Here is a 23,813-nt window from a genome sequence, read left to right as displayed (position 1 = left end):
TGCCCGCAGACTCATCAGGGCTTCTGCGCCCAATAGGTCTCGTCCAGCGGCGACGCCGTGCCCCAGATGGTGGTCGGCAGGTTGGCCAGCCGCTTGTCGAACACGGTGTGGTAGGGCGACACGGCGATGAAGAGGATGGGGGCGTCGTCCACCACGATCTTCTGGAACTCGTCGTAGAGCGCCTTGCGCTTCGCCTCGTCCTGCTCCTTGCCGGCGGCGGCCAGCAGCTCGTCCACCCGCGGGTTGCTGTAGCTCTGGGTGTTGGACCAGATCACGCCCTTGCGGATGTTGGAGGACAGGTAGGTGCGGTGCACGCCGATGACCGGGTCGCCCCAGTTGAACACCACGTCCATGGTGGCGTCGAAGTCGTGGTTCGACACCCGGCTGGCCCAGGTCGGGAAGTCGGGGGAGGGGCGCGGCTCCGCCTTGATGCCGACCTTGGCGAGCTGTGGCTTCATGTACTCGGCCATGGTCTTCAGGAGCGCGAAGCCGGGGATGTAGTCCACGTTCATGGTGAAGCGCGTGCCGTCCGCCTTGCGCGGGAAGCCGGCCTCGTCCAGCAGCCTGTTGGCCTTGTCCAGGTCCAGCTTGTAGGGCTCGACATCCTTGGGCGAGAAGGGGCTGCCGGGAGCGATGGGGCCGAGGGCGCGTACGCCCACCCCCTCCATCAGCGCCTTGGTCACGAATTCCTTGTCGATGGCGTAGCCGATCGCCTGGCGCACCTTCTTGTTGTCGAACGGCGGGCGCTCCAGGTTGAAGGCCAGCCAGTTGATGGGGCCGATGCCGGCGTAGCCCTGGTCGGTCACCACCAGCCCGTCCTGGCGCTTCATCCGGTTGATGTCGCGGATGCGCTCCTCGAACGGCATCACATGGCCCTCGTGCCGCTCCATGGCGATGGTGCGGTTGGGGCCGTCGGGGATGATGCGCATCACGATGCGGTCGAGGTACGGCCGGTCCTTGATGAAGAAGTCGTCGTTGCGCACCAGGGTGATGTACTCGCCCTCGCGGTACTCCTCGAACTTGAAGGGGCCGGAGCCGACGGGCTTCAGGTTGGCCGGGTGGCTCTTCAGGTCCTGGCCGTCGCCGTAGACGTGCTTGGGCAGGATCGGCATCAGCGCCGGCGACATCGCCAGCAGGATCGCCGGGTGCGGGTGGGCGAGGCGGACGATCGCGGTCCGCGGGTCCGGCGTGTCGACGCCGGTCACCGGCTCCAGCATGCTCTTGAAGGGGTGGTTCTCCTTCACCGCCATGACGGAGAAGGCGACGTCCTCCGAGGTGACGGGCTTGCCGTCATGGAACTTGGCACCGTCCACCAGGGTCAGCGTGACGCTGAGCCCGTCGGGCGCCATCTCCCACTTCTCGGCCAGATACGGCTGCGGTTTCCAGTCGGCGTCGAAGCGCAGCGGACTCGCGAAGATCTGGGCGGCCGGCATGGCGGTGGCGATGCCGGACTGGACGGCGGAGTTGAAGTGGCGCGGCGCGGAGGCGACCGGCCAAACGATGGAGCCGCCGCGGGTGGGTTCGGCCAGCGCCGCACCGGCCACGATCACCGTGGCGACGGCCGCGCCGCACAGCAGTTTCGTGAATTCCCTGAACATGTGCCTTTTGTCCCCCGTCCTTGGTCGTGGTTATTTGTATACAGACAAACCGTCAGCGCAACGCCTCGTTCAGGAGGGGCCATAGCCCGTCCGGTCCCAGAGCGCCGGGAATGCCGATCGCCACCAGCCGGCTGCCGGGTTGGGTGTCCGCCGGTTCTGCCAGCGGCTCGATGCTCATCCGCCGCCCGACCATGTGGAACACGGCGGGGCGGGTCGAATCGTCGTCGGCAAAGCGCAGAACGCCCTTGGCCCGCACCACGCCGGGCGGCAGCGCCGCCATGGCCTCGGCGAAGCGACCGCGGTCGATCGGACGGCTGGTCTCGGCGCTCCAGGTGGCGAAGTCCGCGTGCGGGGCGTGGCCGTGGACATGGTCCGCGGTTTTCGGGTGGTCGGCGTCGAGGAACAGGATCTCCTCGGCGACGGCACCGTAGCGGGAGGGGACCATGCGCACGTGCGGGACCGTGGCCTTCAGCCACGCCCGCACCGCGTCCCCCTGCGCCTCGTCGATCAGGTCGAGCTTGCCGAGCACCAGAAGGTCGGCGGCGGCGAGCTGGCGGAGCACGGTGTCGCCCATGTAGCGGTCGGCGGCGAGCGCGCGCACCCGCTCCGCATCGACCACCACGACCACCGCGTTGAGGCGGTAGTCGGGATCGGCCAGCCCGATCTCCGCGATGCGCATGGGGTCGGAGACGCCGCTGGCCTCGATGATCAGGTCGTCCGGCCGGTCGGGGCGGCGCTGGAGGTCGAGCAGGGCGGCCATCAGGTCGCCGCCGACCGTGCAGCAGGCGCAGCCGTTCTTCAGCTCCAGCGTCCGCCCCTGACGCCCGGCGATCAGCTCCGCGTCGATGTTGATCGACCCGAAATCGTTGACCAGCACCATGACGCGGCGGCCATGCCGGCCTTGCAGCACCCGGTTCAGCAGGGTCGTCTTGCCCGCCCCCAGGAAGCCGCCGATGACCGTCAGGGCGATGGTCACGCGTTCCCTCCTCCCGGTCCTCCCGGTGCCTGGAAGACGGTGCCGCCCAGGACCGTGCCCCAAACCGGCACGTCCTTCAGCGCCTCCGGCGCAACCTCCGTCGGGTCCACGTCGAGCACGGTGAAGTCGGCCCGCTTGCCGACCTCGATGCTGCCGATCTCGTGATCCATGCGCAGCGTGTAGGCGGCGCCCAGCGTGATGGCGCGCAACGCGTCCTCCACGGTGATCCGGTCCGCCTCCCCGCCCAGCACGCGCCCGCCGGAGGTCCGCCGGTTGACCGCGCACCAGGCCGAGAAGAGCGGGCCGATGGGCGTGATCGGTGCGTCGGAATGTACGGCGAAGGGCACGCCGAGCCGCTTGGCGGTGCCGACCGCGTCCATGCGGTTGGCCCGGTCGGGGCCCATGGTTAGGGCGTAGTGCGCGTCGCCCCAGTAGAAGATATGGTTGGCGAACAGGTTCACGCAGACGCCCAGCGACGCCATGCTGCGGAACTGCGCCTCGTCGGCCATCTGGCAGTGCTGGAGGGTGTGGCGGTGGTCGGGGCGCGGCGTCTCGGTCAGAACGGAGGCGATGACCTCGAGTGCCGCTTCCGACGCCTCGTCGCCGTTCACGTGGATGTGCGCCTGGAAGCCGGCCTTGTGGTAGGCGGCCAGGATGCTCCGCAGCTCCTCCGGCCCGGTGTTCCAGATGCCGTTGGGCGCGCCGTTGTAATAGCCGGGCCACTTCAGCCGGGCCGAGAAGCCCTGGATCGAGCCGTCGGTCATCAGCTTGACGATGCCGAAGCGCAGCTTGTCGGTGTTGCGCGCCACCAGCCGGCGCAGCTTCTCCACCCCGTCCACCCCGTGGCCGGAGCCGTTGAGGGCCGACACCACGCGCACGGGGAAGGCCGGGTCGGCGGTGACGGCGGTCAGGTTGCCGACCATCTCGTCCGACAGGTCGTTGTAGAGGTCCGCCACGGTGGTGACGCCGGCAAGCTGCGCCACCCGCCCGAAGCGCCACACGGCCCGCTCCGTGCCCGGTGCGGTGAAGAACTCGCCGCCCGCGACCTTGTAGGCGAGATACATGGCGGCGAATTCCTGAAGTTCGCCGTTCGGCTCCCCATCGGGAAAGCGCGCGATGCCGGTCACCGGCGTGGCCGCGGTGATGCCCGCCCGCGTCATCAGGGCGGAGTTCACGTTCATCAGGTGCACACTGGCGTGCAGCACGGCCACCGGCCGCGTGGCGGAGACGCGGTCCAGGTCGCGGCAGGTCATGCGCTGGCCGCCGAACAGGATCGGGTCGAACCCCCAGGCGAGCAGCGGCGCATTGGGATCGGTCATCGCCGCCTCGGCGGCACGCAGCCGCTCGACGACCGCGTCGATGCTGGTCAGGCCGGGCTGGAGCGTGCCGTCGGGTGAGCGGCGGTCGTGGTAGCCGACGTAGGTGAAGTCCCAGAAGCCGCCTTCCAGCACATGGGCGTGCCCCTCGACCAACCCCGGCATCAGCACCTTGGACGCGAAGCGGTCGTCGACCTGGTGCGGCCCCCAGCCTTCCAGTTCCTCCAGCGAACCGACGCCGAGAATTCGGCCGTCGCGCACGGCGACGTGGGTGGCGGCCGGACGGCTGTGGTTCATGGTCAGGATCTTGCGCGCGGCGAAGATGGTCGTGCTGCTCACCCGCGGTCTCTCCCTGTGCCGGCGTTCTGTTGCACTGCAATGGTTTGCATGCGAAGTGTGCCGCTGCGACGACGGGCCGGTAGTACCAGTCTTGCTTAATCGATGGGTCCAACGGCAGCGGAGCGGGTCACGGACCGTGATGCAGCACGTGCACCCGTCCTTCGAACTCCCGCACCTCCATGCGGTAGCCGAACAACGCCTCCAGCCGGTCGGGGGTCAGCACCTCGGCGGGCGTGCCGTCGGCCAGGATCCGGCCGTCCTTCATGGCGAGGATGCGGTCGGCGTAGGCGGCCGCGTAGTTGATGTCGTGGAGCACGATCACCACGGTCCGCTGCCCGCCGTCCACCACGTCGCGCAGGTGCCGCATCATCTGGCGGCCGTACATCGGGTCCAGGTTGTTCAGCGGTTCGTCGAGCAACAGGTAGTCCGTTCCCTGGCAGAAGGCCATCGCCACGAAGGCGCGTTGCCGCTGCCCGCCCGACAGCGTGTCCAGGCCGCGGGCGGCGAGGTCGCCGAGGTCGAAGCGTTCGAGCGAGGCGTCGATGTGCCGGTGGTCCTCGGCGGTCTGCCGGCCACGGCTGTGGGGAAACCGGCCGAACCCCACCAGCTCCCGGACGGTCAGGCGCCCGACCGGGCCGGTGTCCTGGCGCATGATGGTCAGCGACCGGGCGAGCAGCCGGCCGGGGGTGCGGTCCACCGGCATGCCATCCACCGCGATGCGTCCGGACTGGAGAGGCTGGAGCCGGGCGACCAGCGACAGCAGCGTGGACTTGCCGGCGCCGTTCGGGCCGATCAGCGCGGTCAGCCCGCCCTTCGGCAGGCTCACCGTCACGTCGCGCAGCACCGGGGTCCCGCGGTGTGCGAAGGACACGCCCTCGATCTCGATCATGCCCGCCGCCCGCCTGCCAGAAGAACCAGGAACAGGAGTCCGCCCGCGAACTCCACGATCACCCCCAGGGTGGAGGCGCCGCCGAACCCGTGCTGGAGCGTCGCCTGCCCGCCGACCAGCACGGCGACGCCGATCAGCGCCGCGGCCGGCAGCAGCACCGCGTGGCGTCGGGTGCCGGTCAGCCGCTCGGCCAGCGCCACCACCAGGAGCCCCAGGAAGGCGACCGGCCCGACCAGCGCCGTGGACGCCGCCACCAGCACCACCACCAGCCCGAGGACCGCGGTCACCGCCGGTATCCAGTCGATGCCCAGGCTGACCGCGGCGTCCGGTCCCAGAGACATCACGTCCAGACGGTGCCGCCACGCCCACGCCACCCCGACACCGGCGGTGATCAGGAGCAGGCCGGGGAGGAGCAGGGCAGGGGGCACGGCGGAGAAGTTGGCGTAGCTGGCCCCCTGGACCACGGCGAACTCGTTGGGGTCGATCAGCCGCGCGACCAGGGCGGTCAGGCTGCGGAAGAGGATGCCGAGCACGGCTCCGGTCAGCAGCAACAGGGTGAGCGATAGCCGCCGGCGCAGCAGCGGCAGGAACACCACCAGCGCCATCCCGATCATGACCAGCAGCCCGCAGGCGAAGCGCAGGCGGGCGTCGATCGACGCGTAGCCGATGCCCCCCAGGGTGAACACCAGCAGCGTCTGACCCAGGACGTAGAGCGCGTCGAGCCCCATGACCGATGGGGTGAGGATGCGGTTGGCGGTCACCGTCTGCAACAGCACGGTGGCGACCGCGACCGCAACTCCCACCTGGACCAGCCCGAGCAGACGCAACGCCCGCAGCTCCAACACGAAAGCGAGATTGCCACGCAGGCCAAGCCCCAGGAAGACCGCCGCCACCAGCAGCGCCACCGCACCGGCGATCCACAGCCCGCGCTCAGCCATGGCGCAGCTCCCGCGCCAGCAGGGCGAGGAAGCCGGCGGCACCCACCACGCCCAGCGTGGTCCCGACCGGAATCTCGTAGGGATAGCGCAGGACCCGGCCAAGCACGTCGCAGGCGAGGGTCAGCGCCGCCCCGCCCAGGGCCACCCAGGGCAGGGTGCCGCGCAGGTTGTCGCCGCGCAGGCGGGAGACGAGGTTGGGCACGATCAACCCGACGAAGGGGATCAGTCCGACCACCACCACGGTGAGCGCGGAGACCATGGCGACGATCAGCAATCCCAGCCGCAGCATGCGGTCGTAGTCGAGGCCGAGCCCGGTGCCGACCTCCCGCCCCAGCGATGCGATCGTCAGTGCGTCGGCCAGCCACCATGCCAGCCCCACCATGGCGGCGATCGCCCACAGCAGCTCGTACCGGCCGCGCAGCACGCCGGAGAAGTCGCCGTTCAGCCAGATGTCGAGATATTGCAGCAGGTCCATGTGCCAAGCGACGAAGGTCACCCCGGCCGTGATGACGCCGCCGTAGATCAGTCCGAACAGTGGCATCAGGTGCGGTTCGGTGGGTGGCAGGCGTTGCGCCAGCGCCAGGAACACCCCGGAGCCGGCGAGCGCCGCCAGCGTCGCCGCCAGCATCGTTGCCGGCAGCGGCGCGGCGGGCCACAGCAGCGTCGCCAGCAGGATGCCGAGCGCGGCACTCTGTTCCGTCCCGGCGATGCCCGGATCGACGAAGCGGTTGCGGGCCAACGTCTGCATCACCAGCCCGGCGACGGCGAGCCCCGCCCCGACCAGCACCACCGCCAGGGTGCGCGGCAGCCGGCTGATCAGCAGCGTGTCGACGCTCTCGGCGCCGCCCGCGGACAGGTCGGCGACCCCGGTCGCGAGGCTGGCGCCGCACAGCGCCACGAGGACGAGCACGCCCGCGGCACCGGCCCTGGTCATGGCGCGGCGCGGAAGGCGGCCTCGATGCGGGCCAGCGCGCGCAGCGTGGCGGTGATGCCGCCGGCGGCGATGTAGACATCGGCGGGCGGCAATTGGACGATGCGCCCATGACGGGCGGCGCTGGTCTGCGCCACCAGTTCGTTGGCGAGCGTGCTGCCGGCCTTGGCCCCCGGCTCGCCGATTGCCATGGCACGGTCGAGCACCAGAAGCCAGTCGGGATCGGCCTTGCGGATGAATTCGAACGACACGGCCTCGCCATGGACGGCGGCACCGCTCAGCTCCGGAACCGCCGGGGGAAGACCGAGATCCGTGTGGATCCAGCCGAAACGCGAGCCGGCGCCGTAGGCGGACACCTTCGGGCCGTTCGCCATGACGATCAGGCCGGTTCCCTTGCCACGGATCGCATCGCGCGCCCGCATGACCGCGGCGTCCAGCTCGGCCGCTGCCGCGTCGGCCTCCGTACGGCGGCCGAACAGCGCGCCGTAGCTTGCCAGACGCGCGCGCGCCTGCACCAGCAGGTCGCGTCCGTCGATGCTCATGTCGATGGCCGGGGCCACACGCCGAACCTGGTCCAGCCAGGGGGAGGAGCGCCCGCCCACGATCACGAGGTCGGGGCCGAAGGCGCTGAGGGCTTCCAGATCGGGTTCATGGATGGTGCCGACGCGGGTGGCGCGCCCGGCCATTGCATCGAGGTCCGGGACGTACAGCCGGTCCGGCAGCCCGTCTGGCCGAATCCCCAGGCGCGCCAGCGTGTCCACCGCCGCAATGTCGAACACGGCGATGCGCCGCGGCATCCCGTCGACACTGACCGGGCCGCGCGCCGTCGCCACCTCCATCGCCCATCCCGGCATCGCCAACACCGTGGGAGCCAGCAGCACCAAGACGAGCGCCAGCCACGTCGCCTGCAGAAGGCCGGGCGGCCTTCTCACCGGCTTCGCCCGCATGTTGTCCGGTCCTGCGGTGTGCTGCTGCGATAGCATGGCGGATCGGTCCCGTCGTTGTCCGGCAAAGTCGCACCCGCCCCGTTCAGAACGTCGCCGAGGCGGAGATCAGGAAGGCCCGTCCGGGCTGGTAGAGGGGGGTGACCGTGTCGAATTCCTGTCCGTAGGTCGCCCGGTCGGCGTAGGTGGCGTCGAACAGGTTGCGCACGTCCAGGCGCAGCGCCAAGTCGGAGTATTGCGGGATGCGGTGTTCCACGAAGAGGTTGACCACCGTGTAGCCGTCCAGCGACTGCTGTCCGGCCTGCAACTTGTCGTAGTCCCACACATATTCGAGATCGGCGCCGACCGTGAGGTTCCAACGCTGGATGGTGTGCCCGCCGGTCAAGGTCAGCGCCTTGCCGACCGGCGTCGCCAGATAGGTGCCGATATCGGAGTCGACCGGCTTGCCGTCGATGGTCACGTCGATGTCGGCGAACTTCGCCCGGACGAAGCTGTCCGGCCAGGCGTAGCCGGCGCCGATCTCGTAGCCTTCGGAGCGCACGTCGTGGGTGAGGGTGCCGCTGGTCACGGCGAAGCGGGCGGCGCGGGCGTCGTCCAGCTTGGTGCGGAACAGGCGGCCCTCGACGCTGAACCCCTGGTAGCGCGCCTCGAGCCCGGCGGTGACGTTGTCGGAGGACACCGGCCTCGGCCCGCCGCCGTAACGCCAGGCGGTGTTCAGGATGAAGTTCTCGGCCAGCGGGATACCGCCCCAGCTGTGCGAATAGCCGGCCTTCGCGATCAGGTGGCCGGGAAGCAGGTCGAACTCGCCGGAGATGTTGCGGCTGACCCCGGCGTTGTCCCAGTCCTCGCCGGTCGTGCCGCGGAAGAGCTGGCGGTCGCCGCGCAGACCGAAGGACAGCCGCAGCCGCTCGATGGGCGCCAGCCGCGCCTGGGCGTAGAGGCCGGCGTTGGTTGCCCGCTCGCCGGCCGCGAAGGTCGGGTCGTTGTAGGTCGCCTCGTCCCGGTAGAAATCGGCGCCCGCGGTGACCGTGCCGAAGCCCACGTCGAAGACGTTCTCGGCCTTGCCGTTGAAGGAGGTGGTCTTGCCGTTGCCGGGATAGCTGCCCGACGTCGAGCTTCCAGCGGCCGGGCGCAGGTAGATCGGCGTCTCGATGTGGGTGCGGCCGTAGGCGAGCACCAGCTTCGGGTTCCACAGGGCGGTCGGCTGGGTGTCGGTGTAGGTCAGCACGGTGTTCTGCCGGTCCATGCTGTAGTCGCGGACCCGGGGCTCCCACCCCGGCCGGCCGGAGATGAAGCCGATGTTGGCCCGGTAGGGGCGCGCCGCGTCGTCGTGCACCCGCTCATGGCTGAGTTGCAGGCGGTGCCCGCCCCGCGTCTCCATCGCGACCTTGCCCAGCCCGCTGATCAGGTCGGTGCGGGTGCCGGCCACGTGGTGGCCGTCACCGTCGGCGTATTCGCCGCCCTTGCCGAAGGTCAGGTAGGCGAGCCCCTCCACCCCCTGCTGGCGGCCATAGCCGGCGGCGCTGGTCACCAGCGACGGGCCGTTGGTGTTGAAGGTCGATTTCAGGAAGGCGCCGACACCGTCGCCGGCCAGCAGGTCGCGGGCGTCCTTGGTCTCGTAGGCGATCGCGCCGGCCAGTGCGCCCGGACCGGCATCGGCGGGCGCCACGCCGGCATCGACACGCACCACCTTCAGGAAGGCGGGATCGAGAAGGGTCGTGCCGTTGTGGTGGAAGACCTTGTTGTTCTGGCGGCTGCCGTCGATGCTGACGGCGAGGTTGGTCTCCTCCACCCCGTTCACATAGACCTTCTGCGACATCGGGATCGAGCTGCCGACGCGGATGCCGGGCTCGCCCTTGAAGACGTCGCGGATGTCCTGCGGGTTCTTGCGCTCGATCTCCTCCGGCGTGATGGTGGTGCGGCTGACCTCCCATTGTCCGGCGGCCGAGATGGTGACCGGGGGGAGCACGGCGGCGCCATCCTGCGGTGCGGGCGCCGGGGCGGCCACCAGAGTCGCGGTGGAGGGGCCGGTCAGGCGGTAGGTCACGCCGGTGCCGGCGAGCAGGGTGTCGAGCGCCTGGGACGGGGTCATGGTGCCGGTGACCGGCCGTGCCATGACGCCGGCGGCGAGAGAGCTGGAATAGCCGATCTGCCAGCCGGTCTGCCGGCTGAACGCGTCGATCGCCGCCGGCAGCGGCTGGGCCGGCAGCGCGAAGCTGACTCCCGCGGGAGCCGACGTCTGGGCCGCGACCGGTGAGGTGAGCACCATCGGTGCGATCGACGCCAGCAGGGCTGCGAGCAGGGGAGGGGCGGCCGCCTTCCGAACACGCGCGTTGACTGTCGATCCAGTGTCCGTCCGGCCCAGCATGCCCCACAACTCCCGTCCGATGGCGATGGCGGAGGGCACGGTCCCGGCGGGATCCGTCGCCCCTCATCTCCACCCGACGCACGGGGCCGGGGCGTCTCACAAAAAAACTTCGACGGATCTCAGCCGATGATGATGAAACCGCCGGGAAGCACGGTCATCGGCACGCCGGCGATGCCGGCCACGGCCTTCAGGGCGGCGACCGGATCGTCGAGGCGGTAGTTGCCGCTCACCCGCTCCTGGTCCGAACGGTGGCCGAGCGACAGGACGATGCCGCCGTAATAGCGGCGCAAATCGTCCACGACCGCCGAGAAGGGCTGCTCGTGGAAGATGTAGCGCCCGTCGCGCCACGCCAGCAGCGTGGCCGGCTCGGCCCGGACGATCGCCGACAGGCCGCGCGCGCTGGCCGTCACCCGGTCACCGGGGATGAGTTCCAGCGCCGGGTCGCTCCCTCCCGGCCGGTCGACGACGATCCGGCCGTGTTCCAGCACGATGCTGTCCTCCGCATCGCCGGTGCGCACGGCGAAGGCGGTGCCGGTGACGCGGACGGTGCTGTGGCCGGCGGCGACCGTGAACGGGCGTGCGGCGTCGGGCACCACCTCGAAATAGGCCTCGCCCGCCAGCAGCCGCACGGAACGCCGGTCCCCGCCGAAATCGAACGCGGCGGCCGATGCCGTGTTCAGCATCATGCGCGAACCGTCGGGCAGCGTGACTTGGCGCCGCTCCCCGGCCGAGGTGCGCACATCGGCGTTCAGGGCCAGGCCGAGCTCCGGATAGAGGTGAAGGCCGATGGCCAACAGCACCGTGGCGGTCATCAGCGAGGCGATGCGCATGCGAACCCGCGGGCGCGGGGTGCTGCGACGGGGTGCGGATGGGATGGCCGTCGCGGCGGCGTGTTCCAGGGTGGCCATCCGCAGCTCGGGCATCCTGTCGATTCCGGCCAGCCGGTCGTAGGCGGTTGCGTGCCGTTGGTCGCAGGACCGCCAAGCTTGGAACGCGGACAGCGTCTCCGCATCCACCACGCCGCTCTGAAGTGTGACGTACCAGTCGAGCGCCGCGTCGGTGATGGGATCGGAGTGCCGGAAGGCGTCGCCCTGACCGGAGCCGCCCTGCCGGTATCCGTCGTCGCTGTGCTGATCCATGGTGGCCATTCGCATCTGCCTGTCCGGACCTGACGCCGGCCCGGATGTCCTGCAACGGTGATGGAGCGCGCGATCCAGGGTTGCCGCGGGACCCTCGCCGAGTGTAGCGCGGAACGGCCGCCGATTGGAACCGGGAGCCGTGTCGGGTAGCACACACCCGTGCAACCGATCCGCACCCTCCCGGTGACCGCGTCTTGACATCAATATTTGCGAATGATAGTCAGTTGCTTAATAAAAATCCGCCGTCTCCGCCACCGCCATTCACGCCTGCGCGCCGACCACAGGCCGGACCATGCCCAAATCCGTGCAATCGATCTACCTGGACCATCGTGCCTTGCTGCTCGGGCAGGCGCAGCGGATCGTCCGCGACCGCGAGACGGCCGAGGATCTGATCCAGGAAAGCTATCTGCGCGCTCATCACGCGGCGGAAAAGGGTCCGATCGAGAACGTCGCCGGCTTCCTCTGCCGCACCGTGCGGAATCTGGCGCTCGACCATCTGCGCCGGCGCCAGGCCAAGGCCCGCGTCGAGATCGGCTCGTCGGAGATGGTGGATGTGTCGCACGTGCCCTGCGGAACCCCCTCCGCGGAAGACCGCATGCTCCAGCGAGAGCGGCTGGACCGCTTCCGCGGCGCGCTGGATTCCCTTCCGGAACGGGCGCGCCGGGTGTGGATGCTGAACCGGCTGGAGGGCTGGTCCTATCCCGCGATCGCGGAGCATCTCGGCGTGTCGCCGGGCACCGTGTTCAACGACATGAAGCTGGCGATGGGTCACATGGCCGATGCCTTGTCGCGGGCCGAGCGCGAGCGGTGATCCGAGGGGACGACCGCCCGCGCTCGTGCCGTCAGACGTAACAGGGGCCTTCGATCAGCGGGTGCGCCGCCACGAAGCGTTCGTCGACCTCGATGCCGATGCCCGGCCCCTCCAGCGGTCGCACGCACCCGTCGGCGTCGAGCGTGTAGGGGATGCCGCCGACCTCGTCGCGGAACGGGTTGTGACGGGCGACGTCGCCCTCGAAATAACCGGGGTTGTCCACCGCCGCCAACAGGTGGATGGAGGCGGCCATGTTGATGCCGGTGGCCGATGTGTGCGGGTTCACGGTGATCTTGGCCGCCGACGCCATCGCGGCGATGCGCATCGTCTCGGTCACGCCGCCGGTCTTCGACAGGTCCGGCTGCACGAAGCCGACGTTCCCGTCCTCCAGCAGTCGGCTGAACTCGAAGCGGGTGTAGTGGTTCTCGCCCGCCGCCAGCGGCACGGTGCCCAGCGCGGCGGCGTCGGCGTAGCTGCGGTGGTCGTGCGGCGGGAACGGCTCCTCCAGCCAGCCGATATCCAGGTCTTCGTAAACCGGCATGACCCGGCGCACGTCGTCCAGGGTGCAGCCGGTGTTGCCGTCCACCAGGATGTCGATGCCGGAGCCGACGGCCTCGCGCACCGCCCGCACCCGCTCGACGTCCCGCTTCGGGGTGTCACCGACACGCAGCTTCAGCGCGCGGTAGCCCTGCTCCACATAGCGCCGGGCCTCCTCGGCGAGCGACGCCGGCTCCTGCCAGCCGAGCGAGATGCCGCCGGCGTAGGCGCGGATCGGCCGCGACGCGCCGCCCAGCAGCCGGTACAGCGGCCAGCCGCAGGCCTTGCCGCGGATGTCCCACAGCGCCAGGTCGACACCGCTCAGCGCCAGCGCCGCCGCGGCCCCCATGCCATGGCTGGCGAGCTGCATGCGGTAGACGCGGTTCCACACGCCGACCGTGTCGAAGGCGTCCATGCCGACGACCAGCTCGGCCATGGTGGTGTCGATCAGCTTGGCGATGGCGCCGGGGCAGCGGCCGTGGTGCGCCTCGCCCCAGCCGGTGATGCCCTCGTCGGTGCGGACGCGGACCAGCACCGCGTCCCGCTTGACGGCACGGCCGATGCCGAGCCGCACGTTCTGCCCCTCGGGCACGCGGAAGGAGATGGGGACGGCGCGGAGTTCGGTGATGCGCATGGCGGGACTCACGCCTTTCGGTGTTCGGGCCGGTATTCAGGGTTGACGAGGTTGACGGGATCGTCGCCGCGCAGGATGCGCAGCATCTCCTCCGCGGCACCGATGCTCATGGTCCGCATGCTGGTGGCGGTGATGCCGGCCGCGTGCGGCGTCAGCAGCAGGTTGGGGCAGGCGAACAGCGGGTCGTCGGGCGGCAGCGGCTGCACGTCGAAGACATCGAGCGCGGCCCCGCCGATGGTCCTGGCGTTGAGCGCGCGCTCCAGTGCCGCGGTGTCGATCACCGGCCCGCGCGAAACGTTGACGATCACCGCGTGCGGTTTCATCAGCCCGAGCCGCCGGTCGTCCACCAGCCCGCGGGTCTCGTCGGTCAGCGGGCAGGTCAGCACCACGGCGTCGCTGCGGGCGAAGAGGTCGTCGAGTGCGGCCTCCTCCACCCCCGGCGGCATGCGGCCGGCGCGGCGCGAGGCGCCGAGCACGGTCATGCCGAAACCCTCGCGCGCGATCCGCGCCACCCGGCCACCGATGGTGCCGACGCCCACCACGCCCAGCGTGGTGCCACCGATCTCGGTCAGCGGGTCCGCCATGCCGCGTGCCGGCAGCCAACCATCGCGCCGCAGCCGGGCGTCCATTGACAGCAGCGGCCGGCGCAGGCTGAGGATCGCGGCGAGGCAGTATTCCGCGACCGTCTGGGTGTTGCTGCCCGGAAGGTTGGCGACCGGGATGCCGCGCGCGGTGGCGGCGGCGACGGGGATGAAGTCGAGCCCCACCCCGTGCCGCACGATCCCGCGCAGCCTGGGCGCGTGGTCGCAGATGTCGTCCGGCAGTTTGGCGCGCACGATGATGCCGTCGGCCTCGGCGGCCAGTGCGCGCAGCGTCTCCGGCTTCGTGTCGGGCGCGGTGACCAACCGGGCCTGCGGTTCCAACAGGGCCGCGCCGTCGGGGTGCATGGGGTTGGTGAGAAGCAGGGTGGGGCGGTCAGCCATCGAAGGTGGCTCCTTCCACGACGGGGTTGGACAGGGTGCCGAGCCGGTCGACCCACAGGGCGACGGTGGAGCCGGGACGCAGCCAGGTCGGCGGGTTGCGGACGGGGGCGACGCCGGCCGGCGTGCCGGTGGCGATCAGGTCGCCGGGGCGCAGTTCCCCGGCGCGCGAGACGTGGGCGATCAGGGCGGCGACACCGAACAGCATGTCGGCGGTGGTGCCGTCCTGGAGCGTCTCGCCGTCCATCGCCAGCCCCAGCCGCAGCGCCTGCGGGTCCGGAATCTCGTCGGCGGTCGCCAGCCAGGGACCGAGCGGGCCGAAGGTGGGCAGGTTCTTGCCGCGGTCGAAACGGCCGTCCCGCTTGATGAGCGCGCTGGCGCTGACATCGTTGAAGGCGGCGTAGCCGGCGACGACCGACAGCGCGTCGGCCTCGTCCACGTCGCGGCAGACGCGGCCGATCACCGCGGCCAACTCCGCCTCGTAGGTGACGCCGCCGATCCCGGCCGGCAGCACGATGGCATCGCCGGGCCCGACCACCGTCTCCGGCAGCTTCTCGAAAAGCACCGGTGCGGCCGGCGACGGCATGCCCCGCTCGGCCAGCGCGTCGCGGAAGTTGAAGGCGGCGCCGACGATCCGCCGCGGCCGGTATGGGGCGAGCAGCGCGACCGCGCCGGCTGGCAGCCGGGCGTCGTCCGCGAACCCATGCCGCGCGACGGCGGCGACGACATCGGCAAGCCCATGCTCAAGGAACGCCTCGACCGACGGCGGCAGGCCGCCGAGCGCCGCGCGCATGGCCTCGTGCCCGAGGTCGACGACGCTGCCGGTGGCCGCGTCGCCATCGAGCACGCCGGCCCGTTCCCGCCCCTCGTGGCGGAAGGTGACGAAGCGCATCGCCCCCTCCGTCAGCCGACGCGGTAGCGGTCGATGATCGAGCGATCGATCTCGATGCCGAGGCCCGGACCCGTCGGAACCGCCACCTTGCCGTCCACCTGGTGGATCGGAACGGTGGAGAGATGGTCGCGGAACGGGTTCTCGCACTGCTCGAACTCGAGCATCGGCGGGAAAGGGAAGAGGCTCGGCGGCTGGTCGGCGAGGGAGGCGAGGAAATGCACCGTCGCGGCGAGACCGATGGCCGAACCCCACGCGTGCGGCACGCATTCGACCCCGTGGGTGGAGGCGACGGCGGCGATCTTCTTGCACTCGGTCAGGCCGCCGGCGGCGCACACGTCGGGCTGCACGATATCCATGGCCTTGCGCACGATGGCGTCGCGGAAGCCCCAGCGGGTGAACTCGTTCTCACCGCCGGCCACCGCCATGTCGAGCGCGCGGCTGACCTCGACGTAGCCGTCGATGTCCTCCGGCGAGATCGGCTCCTCGAACCATTCGATGTCGAACTCCTCCAGCCGCCGGCCGAGCCGGATGGCGGTGGGCACGGAGAAGCAGTGGTTGGCGTCCACCATCAGCCGGATGTCCGGGCCGATGGCGGCGCGCACGGCGGCGACGCGCTCGACGTCGCGCTCGATGGAGCCGAGGCCGATCTTCATCTTCACCGCCTTGAAGCCGTCCTTGACGTAGCCCTCGGCCTCCTCCACCGCCTCGTCGATCAGGCGGTCCATGTCGGTGAAGTAGAGGCCGGTGGCGTAGGCGTCCACCTCCGTCCGGAAGGCGCCGCCCAGCAGCTTGTGCACCGGCTTGCCGCAGCTCTTGCCGATGATGTCCCACAGCGCGATGTCGATGCCGCTGATGGCGGCGATGGACATGCCCTTGGGGCCATAATCCTTGATGCGGTTGTACAGGTCCTCCCACACCACCTCGACGTCGAAGGGGTCGCGGCCGACCACGCGGGGCCCGAGCTGGGTGTCGATGAAGGCCTTGGCGACCGCCGACGGGCCGTAGCACTCGCCCCAGCCGACGACGCCGTCGCGCGTCTCGATCTCGACGAGGCAGGTACCGCGCGTCTTGTAGAGCCACCCGCGCGAGGAGGTGAAGGGGCGCTCGACCGGTGAGCTGAGGACGTGGGTCTTGACCGATTTGATCGTCACTTGGACTGCTCCGCTGTGGCATGGGGGGTGCCGCCGCCCGCCGCGCCGTTGCCTTTCAGGCGCGCGAGCAGCGTGGGAAGGACGAGTGCCGCGACCGCGACCGCCAGGATGGCGGCGGAGCCGGGCCGGGTTAGGAAGGTGCTCCAGTCGCCGCCGCTGATGACCAGGGCGCGCCGCACCTCGGATTCGAGGAGCGGCCCCAGGATCACGCCGATGACGATGGGGTAGACGGAGATGTTGGCGAGGGTCAGCAGGAACCCGAAGGTGCCCAGGCACAGCATGACCACCACGTCGAACCACTGGTTCGCCAGCGAGTAGGTGCCGACCACCGCCAGCACGAACAGCGCCGGGGCCAGCAGATGGCGGGGCACGTCCAGGATCCGCACGAAGAAACGGAAGCCGACCACCCCCACCGCGGCGATGGCGATGTTGGCGAGCAGCATGGTGGCGATGATCGCCCACACGATGTCGCCGCTGGTCTCGAACAGCCGCGGCCCCGGCTGAAGCCCGTGGATCATCAGGCCGCCCAGCAGCATTGCGGTGACGGTGTCGCCGGGAATGCCCAGCGTCAGCAGCGGGATCATCGCGCCGCCGGTGACACCGTTGTTGGCCGCTTCCGACGCCACCACGCCGCCGGGCGCGCCCTTGCCGTAGCGGGCGCCGTCGCGGTCGAAGCGCTTGGCCTGGTCGTAGGCGATCAGCGAACCGACGCTGCCGCCGAGCGCCGGCACGATGCCGATGGCCGTGCCGATCACCGCAGAGCGTACGGTGTTCACCGCCTGCCCCATCCACTCCGACAGGCTGGGGAACATTCCCTTGAGGTCGGTCGGCGCGCGGGCGCTCGCCCGTCGCTCGAACAGGGAGTTCATCAGCTCGGGAATGACCAGAAGCCCGATCAGCGCCGGCATGATGTCGATGCCGCGGATCAGCGCCAGCGTTTCAAAGGTCCATCGCGCCTCGCCGGTGATCTGGTCCAGCCCGACCACCGACAGCCCGACGCCGATGATCGCGCCCAGCAGTCCTTTCAGCACCTGCCCCGGCACGATGGAGGCGATGATGGTCATGCCCAGCAGTGCGGTCGCCGCGTATTCCGCCGGTCCCAGCATCAGCGCCACGCGGGCCAGCGCCGGTGCGATGGTGGCGAGCGCCAGCCAGGAAATCAGCCCGCCGGCGATGGAGGAGATCAGCGCCCAGCCATAGGCACGCGCCGCCTTTCCCTGCCGCGCCATGGGATGGCCGTCCAGCGTCGTCACCACGGCGGATGGCGTGCCGGGGATGTTGATGAGGATGGCCGGGATGGCGCCGCCCGCCATCGACCCGCAATAGAGCGCCACCATCATGCCGACCGCCAGGTCGGGCGGCAGCGGGAAGGTGAGCGGGATGAACAGCGCGACGCCCATCGTCGCGGTCAGCCCCGGCGTGGCGCCGAAGGCGAAGCCGACCACCACGCCGAACAGGATGAGGGCGAGCCCGTAGGGGTTCGACAGCTCGAAGAGGAGAGCCGTCCCCAGGCTCGACAGGATGTCCATGGGATTGTCCTTGCAGGGCTCGTCAGCGCAGCGGCACCGCGAGGATGTGGACGAACAGCCCCCACACCCCCAGGCTGAACAGCACCGCCGTGGCGGCGATGACCAGAAGGCCGCGCGGGGTGCGGCTTTCGGCGGGGACCAGCAGCAATCCCAGCGCCAGGATGAAGGCGATGGTGGCCGGCAGGAAGCCGGCCACGGTCCAGCCGTAGGCGTAGCCGGCCAGCAGCACCAGCACGCCGGCCCCCAGCCCGAGGACACGACGCGGGTCCGCCTCGTCCGCCCCGTCGTCGGCATGCACGGCCCGGCCCGCACGAGCCGCCATCACCTGCTGGACGAAGACGGCGACGGCCAGGACGGCGACGGCGACCACGACGAAGCGGGGCAGGGCGCCGGCGCCGATCCCACCGTCGGGAGCAGCGCCGGGCAGTTCGAAGGACGGCCCGGCCAGCAGGGCGCACAGCGCGAGCAGCAGAAGGGACACAGCGGCACCGGCCGCCAGACGCATGGTCGGCATGGCGTGGCTCCGGATGGAGGCCGGCGGCGGGCGCCGCCGGACAAGGCGTTACGGCTTGGCGAAGACGTGCTTGGCCACTTCGGCCAGGGCGTCGGCGACCTTCGACACCTCGGCGTCGAGCTCCTTGCCCGACAGCGGATCGATGATGAAGCCGTTCTTCGCCGCGAAGTCCTTGAACTCGGCGCTGGTCAGCGCGGCCTTGAACTTGGTCGTGAGCGTGTCGCGCACCTTCGGGTCGAGCCCGGCCGGGGCGGCGATGTAGGCCATCTGCACCACCGGGCCGTAGGGGAAGACGTCGATGCCCTTCTCCTTGAAGGTCGGCACGTCGCCCAGCGCGTCCAACCGCTTGTTCTCGAAGACGCCGAGCGGGCGCAGGTCGCCGGACTTGATCTGCTCCATGGTCTCACTGGGCTTCAGCACGCCCGCCTGGACCTGCCCGCCCATCAGCTCGGCCACGACGCGGGATCCGCCGGGATAGGGAACGTGCCGGTAATCGACGCCCGCCCCGCGCGCGGTCATCGCGGCGAAGATGTGGTTGATGTTGTTGGAGCCCGGCGTGGCGATGGTGACCTTGCCCGGGTTGGCCTTCATGTGGGCGAGGAATTCGTCGAGCGTCTTGAACCCGCTCTTGCCCGACACGACCAGGATCAGCGGGTCCACCGAGACTCGGATGATGTGGTCGAACTGCTCGTTCTTCAGCGGGACCTTGCCCTGCGCGATGATGGCAAGGGTGGAGCTGGTGCCGTTGCCGATGGTGTAGCCGTCGGTGCGCGCGGTCGCCACCTGTCCCATGCCGATGGCACCGGTGCCACCGGGCACGTTCTCGATGACGACGCGCAGGCCTTCCTTCTCCAGGATCGGTAGCAAGACGCGGGCCATGATGTCGTTGGAGCCACCGGCGTTCCACGGAATCACCCAACGCACCTCGCGCGTGGGATAGCCGGACTGGGCATGGGCCAGGGCGGCGGGGCCGGCGATGGTGGCTGCCGTCAGGGCGGCGAGTATGGCGCGGCGTGCGATGATCACGGCTGTTCCCTCCTCGTTTGTTGTTTGTTATAACAAACATCGGCCGATGACGCTGTCAAGGCCGGTGTGATAATCCGTTCGGCGGATCACCGTGACCGGCAGCGATGCCCCGCCCGATCCTTGAGGAGGAGCGACATGACCGATGCGCCCGACGGGTCCCTGCAACGGATCGACCGGGACCGCCTGTGGGGCCTTGCCCAGGCGCAGTTGCGCGATGCGCTGCTGGGCGGCCGGTTCGAACCCGGCCGCAGCCTGACGCTGCGCCATCTCGCGGAAATCTTCGGCACGTCGATCACCCCGGTGCGCGACGCGGTGATGCGGCTGGTCGCCCAGGGCGTGCTGGAACAGGGAGCCCGCAACTCGGCCGTCGTTCCCGACGTCGGCACCGGCACGCTGCGCCACCTGACCGTCGTGCGCACGGAGCTGGAAGGCCGCGCCGCGCGGGAGGCGGCCCTGCGGCGGACGCCGCGCGACCTCGCGGTGCTGGAGGAACGGCTGGACACCATGCGGGCCCTCATCGCCCGGCGTGATCTCGATTCCTATCTCGACATCCACCGCCGCTTCCATTTCGGCATCTATGAGATGGCGGGGAATCCGATCCTGTACGACGTGATCGAAAATCTCTGGCTGCGCTGCGGTCCGGTGCTGACCTTCGTCCTCCCGGAATATGTGCTGACACTGAAGGGCACCGACCACCACGGCAACGTGCTCGACGCCATCCGGCAGGGCGACGCCGACAGGGCCGAGGCGGAAATCGTCGCCGACATCAAGGAGGCCGAGTCCTACCTGCTCGGCCTCGCCGATCCGACAGGGCGCATCCGGAAACCACAGGCGCTGCTGGTGACGGGCGCGTCGTGACCGGGGCAGGGGTGGGTCGCACCCGGTGGCCAATCGTTGCCGCCCACATCCTGCGCATCCGGCACTCGGCCATATCGACGTGCGAATAATACGTTCCCATGCAACCCTCGTGGCGCAAGTCATTGATATCAAACGAGAGTAGCACTTCAAATTTGAATCCACCCGCCCACACCAGAAAGCGCGATAAGAAGTCTTATGGAAAATAAGCTCGTTGTTCGATTCCTATCCAATCGCGCCGCGTACGCCAGATCCTCCCGGCGCTGCGCCACCCGACGTTCGTAGCTCGCCTGGTTCTTCGTGCAGACCAACCGGCGGGGGCTGCCTTGCCGGACCGTGTGGAGGTCCAGATCCGCACCCGCTTGGCGGATGATCTCCTCGACGTGCTTCCGGTTGGCCTGTGGCGCCTTGTAATCCCAGCGCGGGCGGCGGGATCGTCGAGGAAGGCGGCGAGTTCCCGGCAAGTCGGGCAGTCGCAGGGAAGGTCGCTGCGGCGCCGCCAGTCCGGTGGGGGCTCCAGCGGTTCGGCGATGCGGGCACCGGGATGCGTCCGCGTTGTCGCGCGGAGCCGGTCGGTCACGGGAAAAGCCGACGCATCGGCGCGCTCCACCAGGGCGTGGGCGGCCGGCACGAGAACCCGGTCCGGCTCGAACACGTCGGGCGTCGCCAACATGTGCGCCAGGGCGCGTCCGGCCAAGTCGCCGTCGAGCCTTCCCAGCCAGGCCAGCAGATCGACCACCACCCCGGCCGAGATCCCGGCCGGCTGCATCCAACCCGGTGATTTTCCAATGGATGCCGGCAACGCGTCGATGAGGGCGGCGGTGGGTTGGTGGAGTTCGGACAGCGCGCCGCGTGGCCATGCAGCGACCGCCCCCCCTCCCCGGGGCCAGCAAGCCGAGAGCAGCGACGATCGCCGGCGCGTCGTCGCAGTTGCACCCGCCCAGCGCCACCACCTGTCCCATGAACTCTTCGATCCGCTGTGTGTCGCGCAACCGCACCAGCGTGGCCAGCATCTGGGTGGCGTGGCTGTCCCCGCCGCCCGGGCGGCGCCGGCGCCGACCGGCGGGCCAGCCCACCAGAGTGTGTCCGGCCAATTCACGCGCATCCGCCCACAGTGGCGACGAAGGGTCGGCGCCCTGTGCGGTGACAAACGGGCCGATCTGAGCAAGAGCATCACCCAGGCTCCGATCGCGGCGCGGGAGGCGTTGACCCGTGCGGTCGAGCATCTGGCTCGCGAGGTGGCCGTGTCGGACGCCGCCATCGGCCAAGCGACCAAAGCGCAGCCGGCCCTGTCGCAGACGCTCCAGGCCCTCCGGACCGCGCCCGACATCGGTCCGGTCACGGCGACGACCTTGGCCGCCCTGCGGCCCGAGCTGGGACGGACGTCCGACGAGAAGATCGCCGCGCTCGTCGGCGTGGCCCCTTTCGATCACGACAGCGGAAAGATGGGGGCACCGCCATATCGACGGAGGGCGCGCCGATGTCCGCCGTGCCCTCTCTCTGGCGGCTCTGTCCGCCGCCATCAACACCAAAGGCGTCATCGCCCACTTCCACAACACCCTGATCCAACGCGGAAAACCCTTCAAAGTCGCCGTGACCGCCTGCATGCGCAAACTGATCGTCCGTCTCAACGCCATGCTGGCCAAAGGGGCCACCTGGGAGGCTCAGCCCGCCTGAAAACGCCGACGGTCGGCGCTCGTCGCCGACCGCATGCCAAGCCAAGCGAACCGGGGGAGCGGACGAGTCAAGGCCGAAGCCACCGAAACGGCGGGCGCGCGTCAGCGCGCGCCTTGACGCGGGGCACACCCGGTTCATCGACTTTCTTCATCACGCACGGTTGCTACACCACCACGCGGGGCACGATCCAACAGCCAACAGCCATCACATGTGTGGACCGGTTCCATGCACACCCCTCTTCGCCCTGCTTGGCCGAGCCGACAGTTGACAGTTCAAGCGAATCTGGCTTCAATGAACCGGTTCAATTTAGAAAACACAGGGGAGGAATGAGATGCTCGATAGGCGCGGCCTTCTGATTTCAGCCGCTCACGCCGCCGTGCTCGCCGGCCTTCCGGCAGCCCGGGCGGCCGAGGGTCAGGCTTGGGAGCCCAAGAAGCCGATCCGTGTCGTCATCGGCTATGGGGCCGGCGGCAGCACCGACGCGATCGGCCGGCTCACGCTGCGAAAAGTGGAGGAACAGCGGGGCTGGAAATTCATCGTCGAGAACAAATCGGGCGCCCAAGGCGCGCTTGCCGCGATCGACGTCAAGAACGCGCCGGCCGATGGCTACACGATCGGATTGCTGTCGACCGGCAACTTCGCCCTGGATCCCTTCTTGGTGAAAACTGCTCAGTACATGCCGGAGGACATCGACTACATCGGGACCATCGCGAAGATCGAGTACGCCCTGGTCGCAGCCAAGGACGCTCCCTACAACAATCTGGTGGAACTGGCCGCCCATACGAAGAAGAACGGGCCGGTCAGCTTCTCCAGCACCGGCAAGATCCTCGATCTCGCCATGGAACGGGTTTCGGAGAAGCTGGGCATCGCCTTCGTCTCGGCACCGACCTCCGGCTCCGCGCAATCCGTCCAGCTTGTGCTCGGCGGGCATGCAAACGTCACGATCTCCGGCGGCGTGCACGTGCCCTACATCCAGGACGGCCGGCTGAAGGTGCTCGCCAGCATGACCAACGGGCGCGCCGACTACGCCCCTGGCGTCGCCACCTCGCTCGAGCAGGGCGGCGGCTACGCCATCAAGAATTATTTTCTGTTCGTCGCGCCCAAGAACATGCCCGCCGACGTCAAGGCGACGCTCGCCGATGCGATCGACGCGGCGGTGAAATCGCCCGAGATCGGCGACTACGCCGCCAAGACTTTCAACACCCGCATCAACCTCGGCGCGAAAGGTTCGGCGGACGATGTGATGGCGCAGTCGCGCGAATGGCGCGAGTGGTTGCCGAACGCGAAGTCCGCCAAGTGAGCGCCGGGATGACGATCCGACACCTCACGGCGGGCGGGATCTTCGCCGCCATCGCTCTCTTCTTCCTCGCAACTTCCCTCCTGACACTCGACACCGGCACCACACTGCGCATGGGGCCGGGTTTCATGCCGGTGCTTCTGTCGGTCCTGTTGCTCGTCCTGGCCATTGCGGTGGCCCTCGAACGCGATCCGGAGCAGGAGGCCGGCGCACGGCCGGTACCGTGGCGCGGCCTGCTCTTCATCACCCTGGCCCCGCTTCTGTTCGCGGTGTCGATCAAGGGACTGGGCCTTGCCCCGGCGCTGCTCGTCCTGATCGCCACGTCGGCCTTCGCCAGTCGGACGATGGGGATCGGGCAGGCCGTGGTGATGACGGCGGTGATGCTGGGCGTGGCGGTCGGCGTGTTCAGCCACCTGCTGGGGCTGCCCTACCCGCTGCTCGGCCCCTGGCTCAGCGGCGGCGCAGGCTGACC

The 23,813-nt window shown here is 69.7% G+C and carries 21 protein-coding genes; 5 read left to right on the top strand and 16 right to left on the bottom strand.

The annotated features are described in order from the left end of the window. Positions 1-14: 14 nt before the first annotated feature. From HL658_RS18580 to HL658_RS18540, 9 genes are all read right to left on the bottom strand, one after another. Entirely contained in the window at positions 15-1,598 is a 1,584-nt protein-coding gene (locus tag HL658_RS18580; RefSeq protein WP_180286110.1) for an ABC transporter substrate-binding protein, read from the bottom strand. A gap of 52 nt (positions 1,599-1,650) precedes the next feature. Further along, positions 1,651-2,574, bottom strand: coding sequence for a GTP-binding protein (locus HL658_RS18575; protein WP_180286109.1), 924 nt, complete (start codon positions 2,572-2,574; stop codon positions 1,651-1,653). Continuing rightward, a complete protein-coding gene (locus HL658_RS18570) occupies positions 2,571-4,229 on the bottom strand; it encodes an amidohydrolase (protein ID WP_343055204.1) in 1,659 nt (552 codons plus the stop codon). Before HL658_RS18570 ends, HL658_RS18575 begins: the two co-directional genes overlap by 4 nt. A 127-nt stretch (positions 4,230-4,356) precedes the next feature. Then, the gene (locus tag HL658_RS18565; protein ID WP_180286108.1) at positions 4,357-5,118 is read right to left on the bottom strand and encodes an iron ABC transporter ATP-binding protein; all 762 of its coding nucleotides are present in this window, start codon (positions 5,116-5,118) and stop codon (positions 4,357-4,359) included. Further along, entirely contained in the window at positions 5,115-6,056 is a 942-nt protein-coding gene (locus tag HL658_RS18560) for an iron chelate uptake ABC transporter family permease subunit (RefSeq protein WP_180286107.1), read from the bottom strand. The genes HL658_RS18565 and HL658_RS18560 overlap by 4 nt, the downstream gene beginning before the upstream one ends. Continuing rightward, positions 6,049-6,990 carry an ABC transporter permease gene (locus HL658_RS18555; protein ID WP_180286106.1) on the bottom strand — a complete coding sequence of 314 codons (942 nt, stop codon included), beginning with the start codon at positions 6,988-6,990 and terminating at the stop codon, positions 6,049-6,051. Before HL658_RS18555 ends, HL658_RS18560 begins: the two co-directional genes overlap by 8 nt. Continuing rightward, on the bottom strand, positions 6,987-7,919 hold the full coding sequence (locus HL658_RS18550) for a siderophore ABC transporter substrate-binding protein (RefSeq protein ID WP_211109788.1): 933 nt from the start codon (positions 7,917-7,919) through the stop codon (positions 6,987-6,989). Before HL658_RS18550 ends, HL658_RS18555 begins: the two co-directional genes overlap by 4 nt. A 97-nt stretch (positions 7,920-8,016) precedes the next feature. Then, a complete protein-coding gene (locus HL658_RS18545; RefSeq protein WP_343055203.1) occupies positions 8,017-10,338 on the bottom strand; it encodes a TonB-dependent receptor in 2,322 nt (773 codons plus the stop codon). An 80-nt stretch (positions 10,339-10,418) separates the two neighbouring features. Next, entirely contained in the window at positions 10,419-11,438 is a 1,020-nt protein-coding gene (locus HL658_RS18540; protein ID WP_180286104.1) for a FecR family protein, read from the bottom strand. 304 nt (positions 11,439-11,742) lie between these two features. Between HL658_RS18540 and HL658_RS18535 the strand changes: the two genes are divergently transcribed. Beyond that, the gene (locus HL658_RS18535; RefSeq protein ID WP_343055201.1) at positions 11,743-12,249 is read left to right on the top strand and encodes an RNA polymerase sigma factor; all 507 of its coding nucleotides are present in this window, start codon (positions 11,743-11,745) and stop codon (positions 12,247-12,249) included. A 31-nt stretch (positions 12,250-12,280) separates the two neighbouring features. Here HL658_RS18535 and HL658_RS18530 read toward each other — a convergent pair whose 3' ends face one another. The 7 genes from HL658_RS18530 to HL658_RS18500 are packed head-to-tail and all read right to left on the bottom strand — an operon-like array spanning position 12,281 to position 19,512. Continuing rightward, complete coding sequence (locus tag HL658_RS18530) at positions 12,281-13,420, bottom strand: mandelate racemase/muconate lactonizing enzyme family protein (protein WP_180286102.1); 1,140 nt, start codon at positions 13,418-13,420, stop codon at positions 12,281-12,283. An 8-nt stretch (positions 13,421-13,428) separates the two neighbouring features. After that, positions 13,429-14,403 (bottom strand): NAD(P)-dependent oxidoreductase, encoded by a 975-nt coding sequence (locus HL658_RS18525; RefSeq protein ID WP_180286101.1) that lies wholly within the window; start codon positions 14,401-14,403, stop codon positions 13,429-13,431. Further along, positions 14,396-15,292, bottom strand: a complete 897-nt coding sequence (locus HL658_RS18520) for a fumarylacetoacetate hydrolase family protein (RefSeq protein ID WP_180286100.1) — start codon at positions 15,290-15,292, stop codon at positions 14,396-14,398. The genes HL658_RS18525 and HL658_RS18520 overlap by 8 nt, the downstream gene beginning before the upstream one ends. An 11-nt stretch (positions 15,293-15,303) precedes the next feature. Continuing rightward, positions 15,304-16,443, bottom strand: coding sequence for a mandelate racemase/muconate lactonizing enzyme family protein (locus HL658_RS38040; RefSeq protein ID WP_180286099.1), 1,140 nt, complete (start codon positions 16,441-16,443; stop codon positions 15,304-15,306). Continuing rightward, positions 16,440-17,972 (bottom strand): tripartite tricarboxylate transporter permease, encoded by a 1,533-nt coding sequence (locus HL658_RS37205; protein ID WP_180286098.1) that lies wholly within the window; start codon positions 17,970-17,972, stop codon positions 16,440-16,442. Before HL658_RS37205 ends, HL658_RS38040 begins: the two co-directional genes overlap by 4 nt. A gap of 22 nt (positions 17,973-17,994) precedes the next feature. Beyond that, a complete protein-coding gene (locus tag HL658_RS18505) occupies positions 17,995-18,486 on the bottom strand; it encodes a tripartite tricarboxylate transporter TctB family protein (protein WP_180286097.1) in 492 nt (163 codons plus the stop codon). Positions 18,487-18,534: 48 nt separating this feature from the next. Next, positions 18,535-19,512 (bottom strand): tripartite tricarboxylate transporter substrate-binding protein, encoded by a 978-nt coding sequence (locus tag HL658_RS18500; RefSeq protein WP_180286096.1) that lies wholly within the window; start codon positions 19,510-19,512, stop codon positions 18,535-18,537. A 135-nt stretch (positions 19,513-19,647) separates the two neighbouring features. Here HL658_RS18500 and HL658_RS18495 point away from each other — a divergent pair, with 135 nt between their 5' ends. From HL658_RS18495 to HL658_RS18480, 4 genes are all read left to right on the top strand, one after another. Beyond that, positions 19,648-20,370 carry a GntR family transcriptional regulator gene (locus tag HL658_RS18495; protein WP_180286095.1) on the top strand — a complete coding sequence of 241 codons (723 nt, stop codon included), beginning with the start codon at positions 19,648-19,650 and terminating at the stop codon, positions 20,368-20,370. A gap of 527 nt (positions 20,371-20,897) precedes the next feature. Then, complete coding sequence (locus HL658_RS38210) at positions 20,898-22,400, top strand: transposase (RefSeq protein ID WP_425485350.1); 1,503 nt, start codon at positions 20,898-20,900, stop codon at positions 22,398-22,400. After that, positions 22,376-23,344: a Bug family tripartite tricarboxylate transporter substrate binding protein gene (locus tag HL658_RS18485; RefSeq protein ID WP_180286093.1), complete on the top strand. Its 969-nt coding sequence runs from the start codon at positions 22,376-22,378 to the stop codon at positions 23,342-23,344. The genes HL658_RS38210 and HL658_RS18485 overlap by 25 nt, the downstream gene beginning before the upstream one ends. Before the next feature lie 8 nt (positions 23,345-23,352). Then, the gene (locus HL658_RS18480; RefSeq protein WP_180286092.1) at positions 23,353-23,811 is read left to right on the top strand and encodes a tripartite tricarboxylate transporter TctB family protein; all 459 of its coding nucleotides are present in this window, start codon (positions 23,353-23,355) and stop codon (positions 23,809-23,811) included. Positions 23,812-23,813 lie beyond the last annotated feature (2 nt).

This window comes from Azospirillum oleiclasticum (genome assembly GCF_013423485.1).
In the GTDB taxonomy this organism is placed as follows: Bacteria; Pseudomonadota; Alphaproteobacteria; order Azospirillales; family Azospirillaceae; genus Azospirillum; species Azospirillum oleiclasticum.
Note: the sequence above shows the minus strand (reverse complement) of the source record. Positions and strands in the feature narration are given on the sequence as shown.

Coding starts and splice junctions, on each gene's coding strand:
- HL658_RS18560 (WP_180286107.1), bottom strand. CDS start 6,056: ATGGCTGAGCGCGGGCTGTGGATCGCCGGTGCGGTGGCGCTGCTGGTG.
- HL658_RS18580 (WP_180286110.1), bottom strand. CDS start 1,598: ATGTTCAGGGAATTCACGAAACTGCTGTGCGGCGCGGCCGTCGCCACG.
- HL658_RS18495 (WP_180286095.1), top strand. CDS start 19,648: ATGACCGATGCGCCCGACGGGTCCCTGCAACGGATCGACCGGGACCGC.
- HL658_RS18520 (WP_180286100.1), bottom strand. CDS start 15,292: ATGCGCTTCGTCACCTTCCGCCACGAGGGGCGGGAACGGGCCGGCGTG.
- HL658_RS37205 (WP_180286098.1), bottom strand. CDS start 17,972: ATGGACATCCTGTCGAGCCTGGGGACGGCTCTCCTCTTCGAGCTGTCG.
- HL658_RS18555 (WP_180286106.1), bottom strand. CDS start 6,990: ATGACCAGGGCCGGTGCCGCGGGCGTGCTCGTCCTCGTGGCGCTGTGC.
- HL658_RS18565 (WP_180286108.1), bottom strand. CDS start 5,118: ATGATCGAGATCGAGGGCGTGTCCTTCGCACACCGCGGGACCCCGGTG.
- HL658_RS38210 (WP_425485350.1), top strand. CDS start 20,898: ATGCGGGCACCGGGATGCGTCCGCGTTGTCGCGCGGAGCCGGTCGGTC.
- HL658_RS18530 (WP_180286102.1), bottom strand. CDS start 13,420: ATGCGCATCACCGAACTCCGCGCCGTCCCCATCTCCTTCCGCGTGCCC.
- HL658_RS18485 (WP_180286093.1), top strand. CDS start 22,376: ATGCTCGATAGGCGCGGCCTTCTGATTTCAGCCGCTCACGCCGCCGTG.
- HL658_RS18480 (WP_180286092.1), top strand. CDS start 23,353: ATGACGATCCGACACCTCACGGCGGGCGGGATCTTCGCCGCCATCGCT.
- HL658_RS18505 (WP_180286097.1), bottom strand. CDS start 18,486: ATGCCGACCATGCGTCTGGCGGCCGGTGCCGCTGTGTCCCTTCTGCTG.
- HL658_RS18540 (WP_180286104.1), bottom strand. CDS start 11,438: ATGGATCAGCACAGCGACGACGGATACCGGCAGGGCGGCTCCGGTCAG.
- HL658_RS18525 (WP_180286101.1), bottom strand. CDS start 14,403: ATGGCTGACCGCCCCACCCTGCTTCTCACCAACCCCATGCACCCCGAC.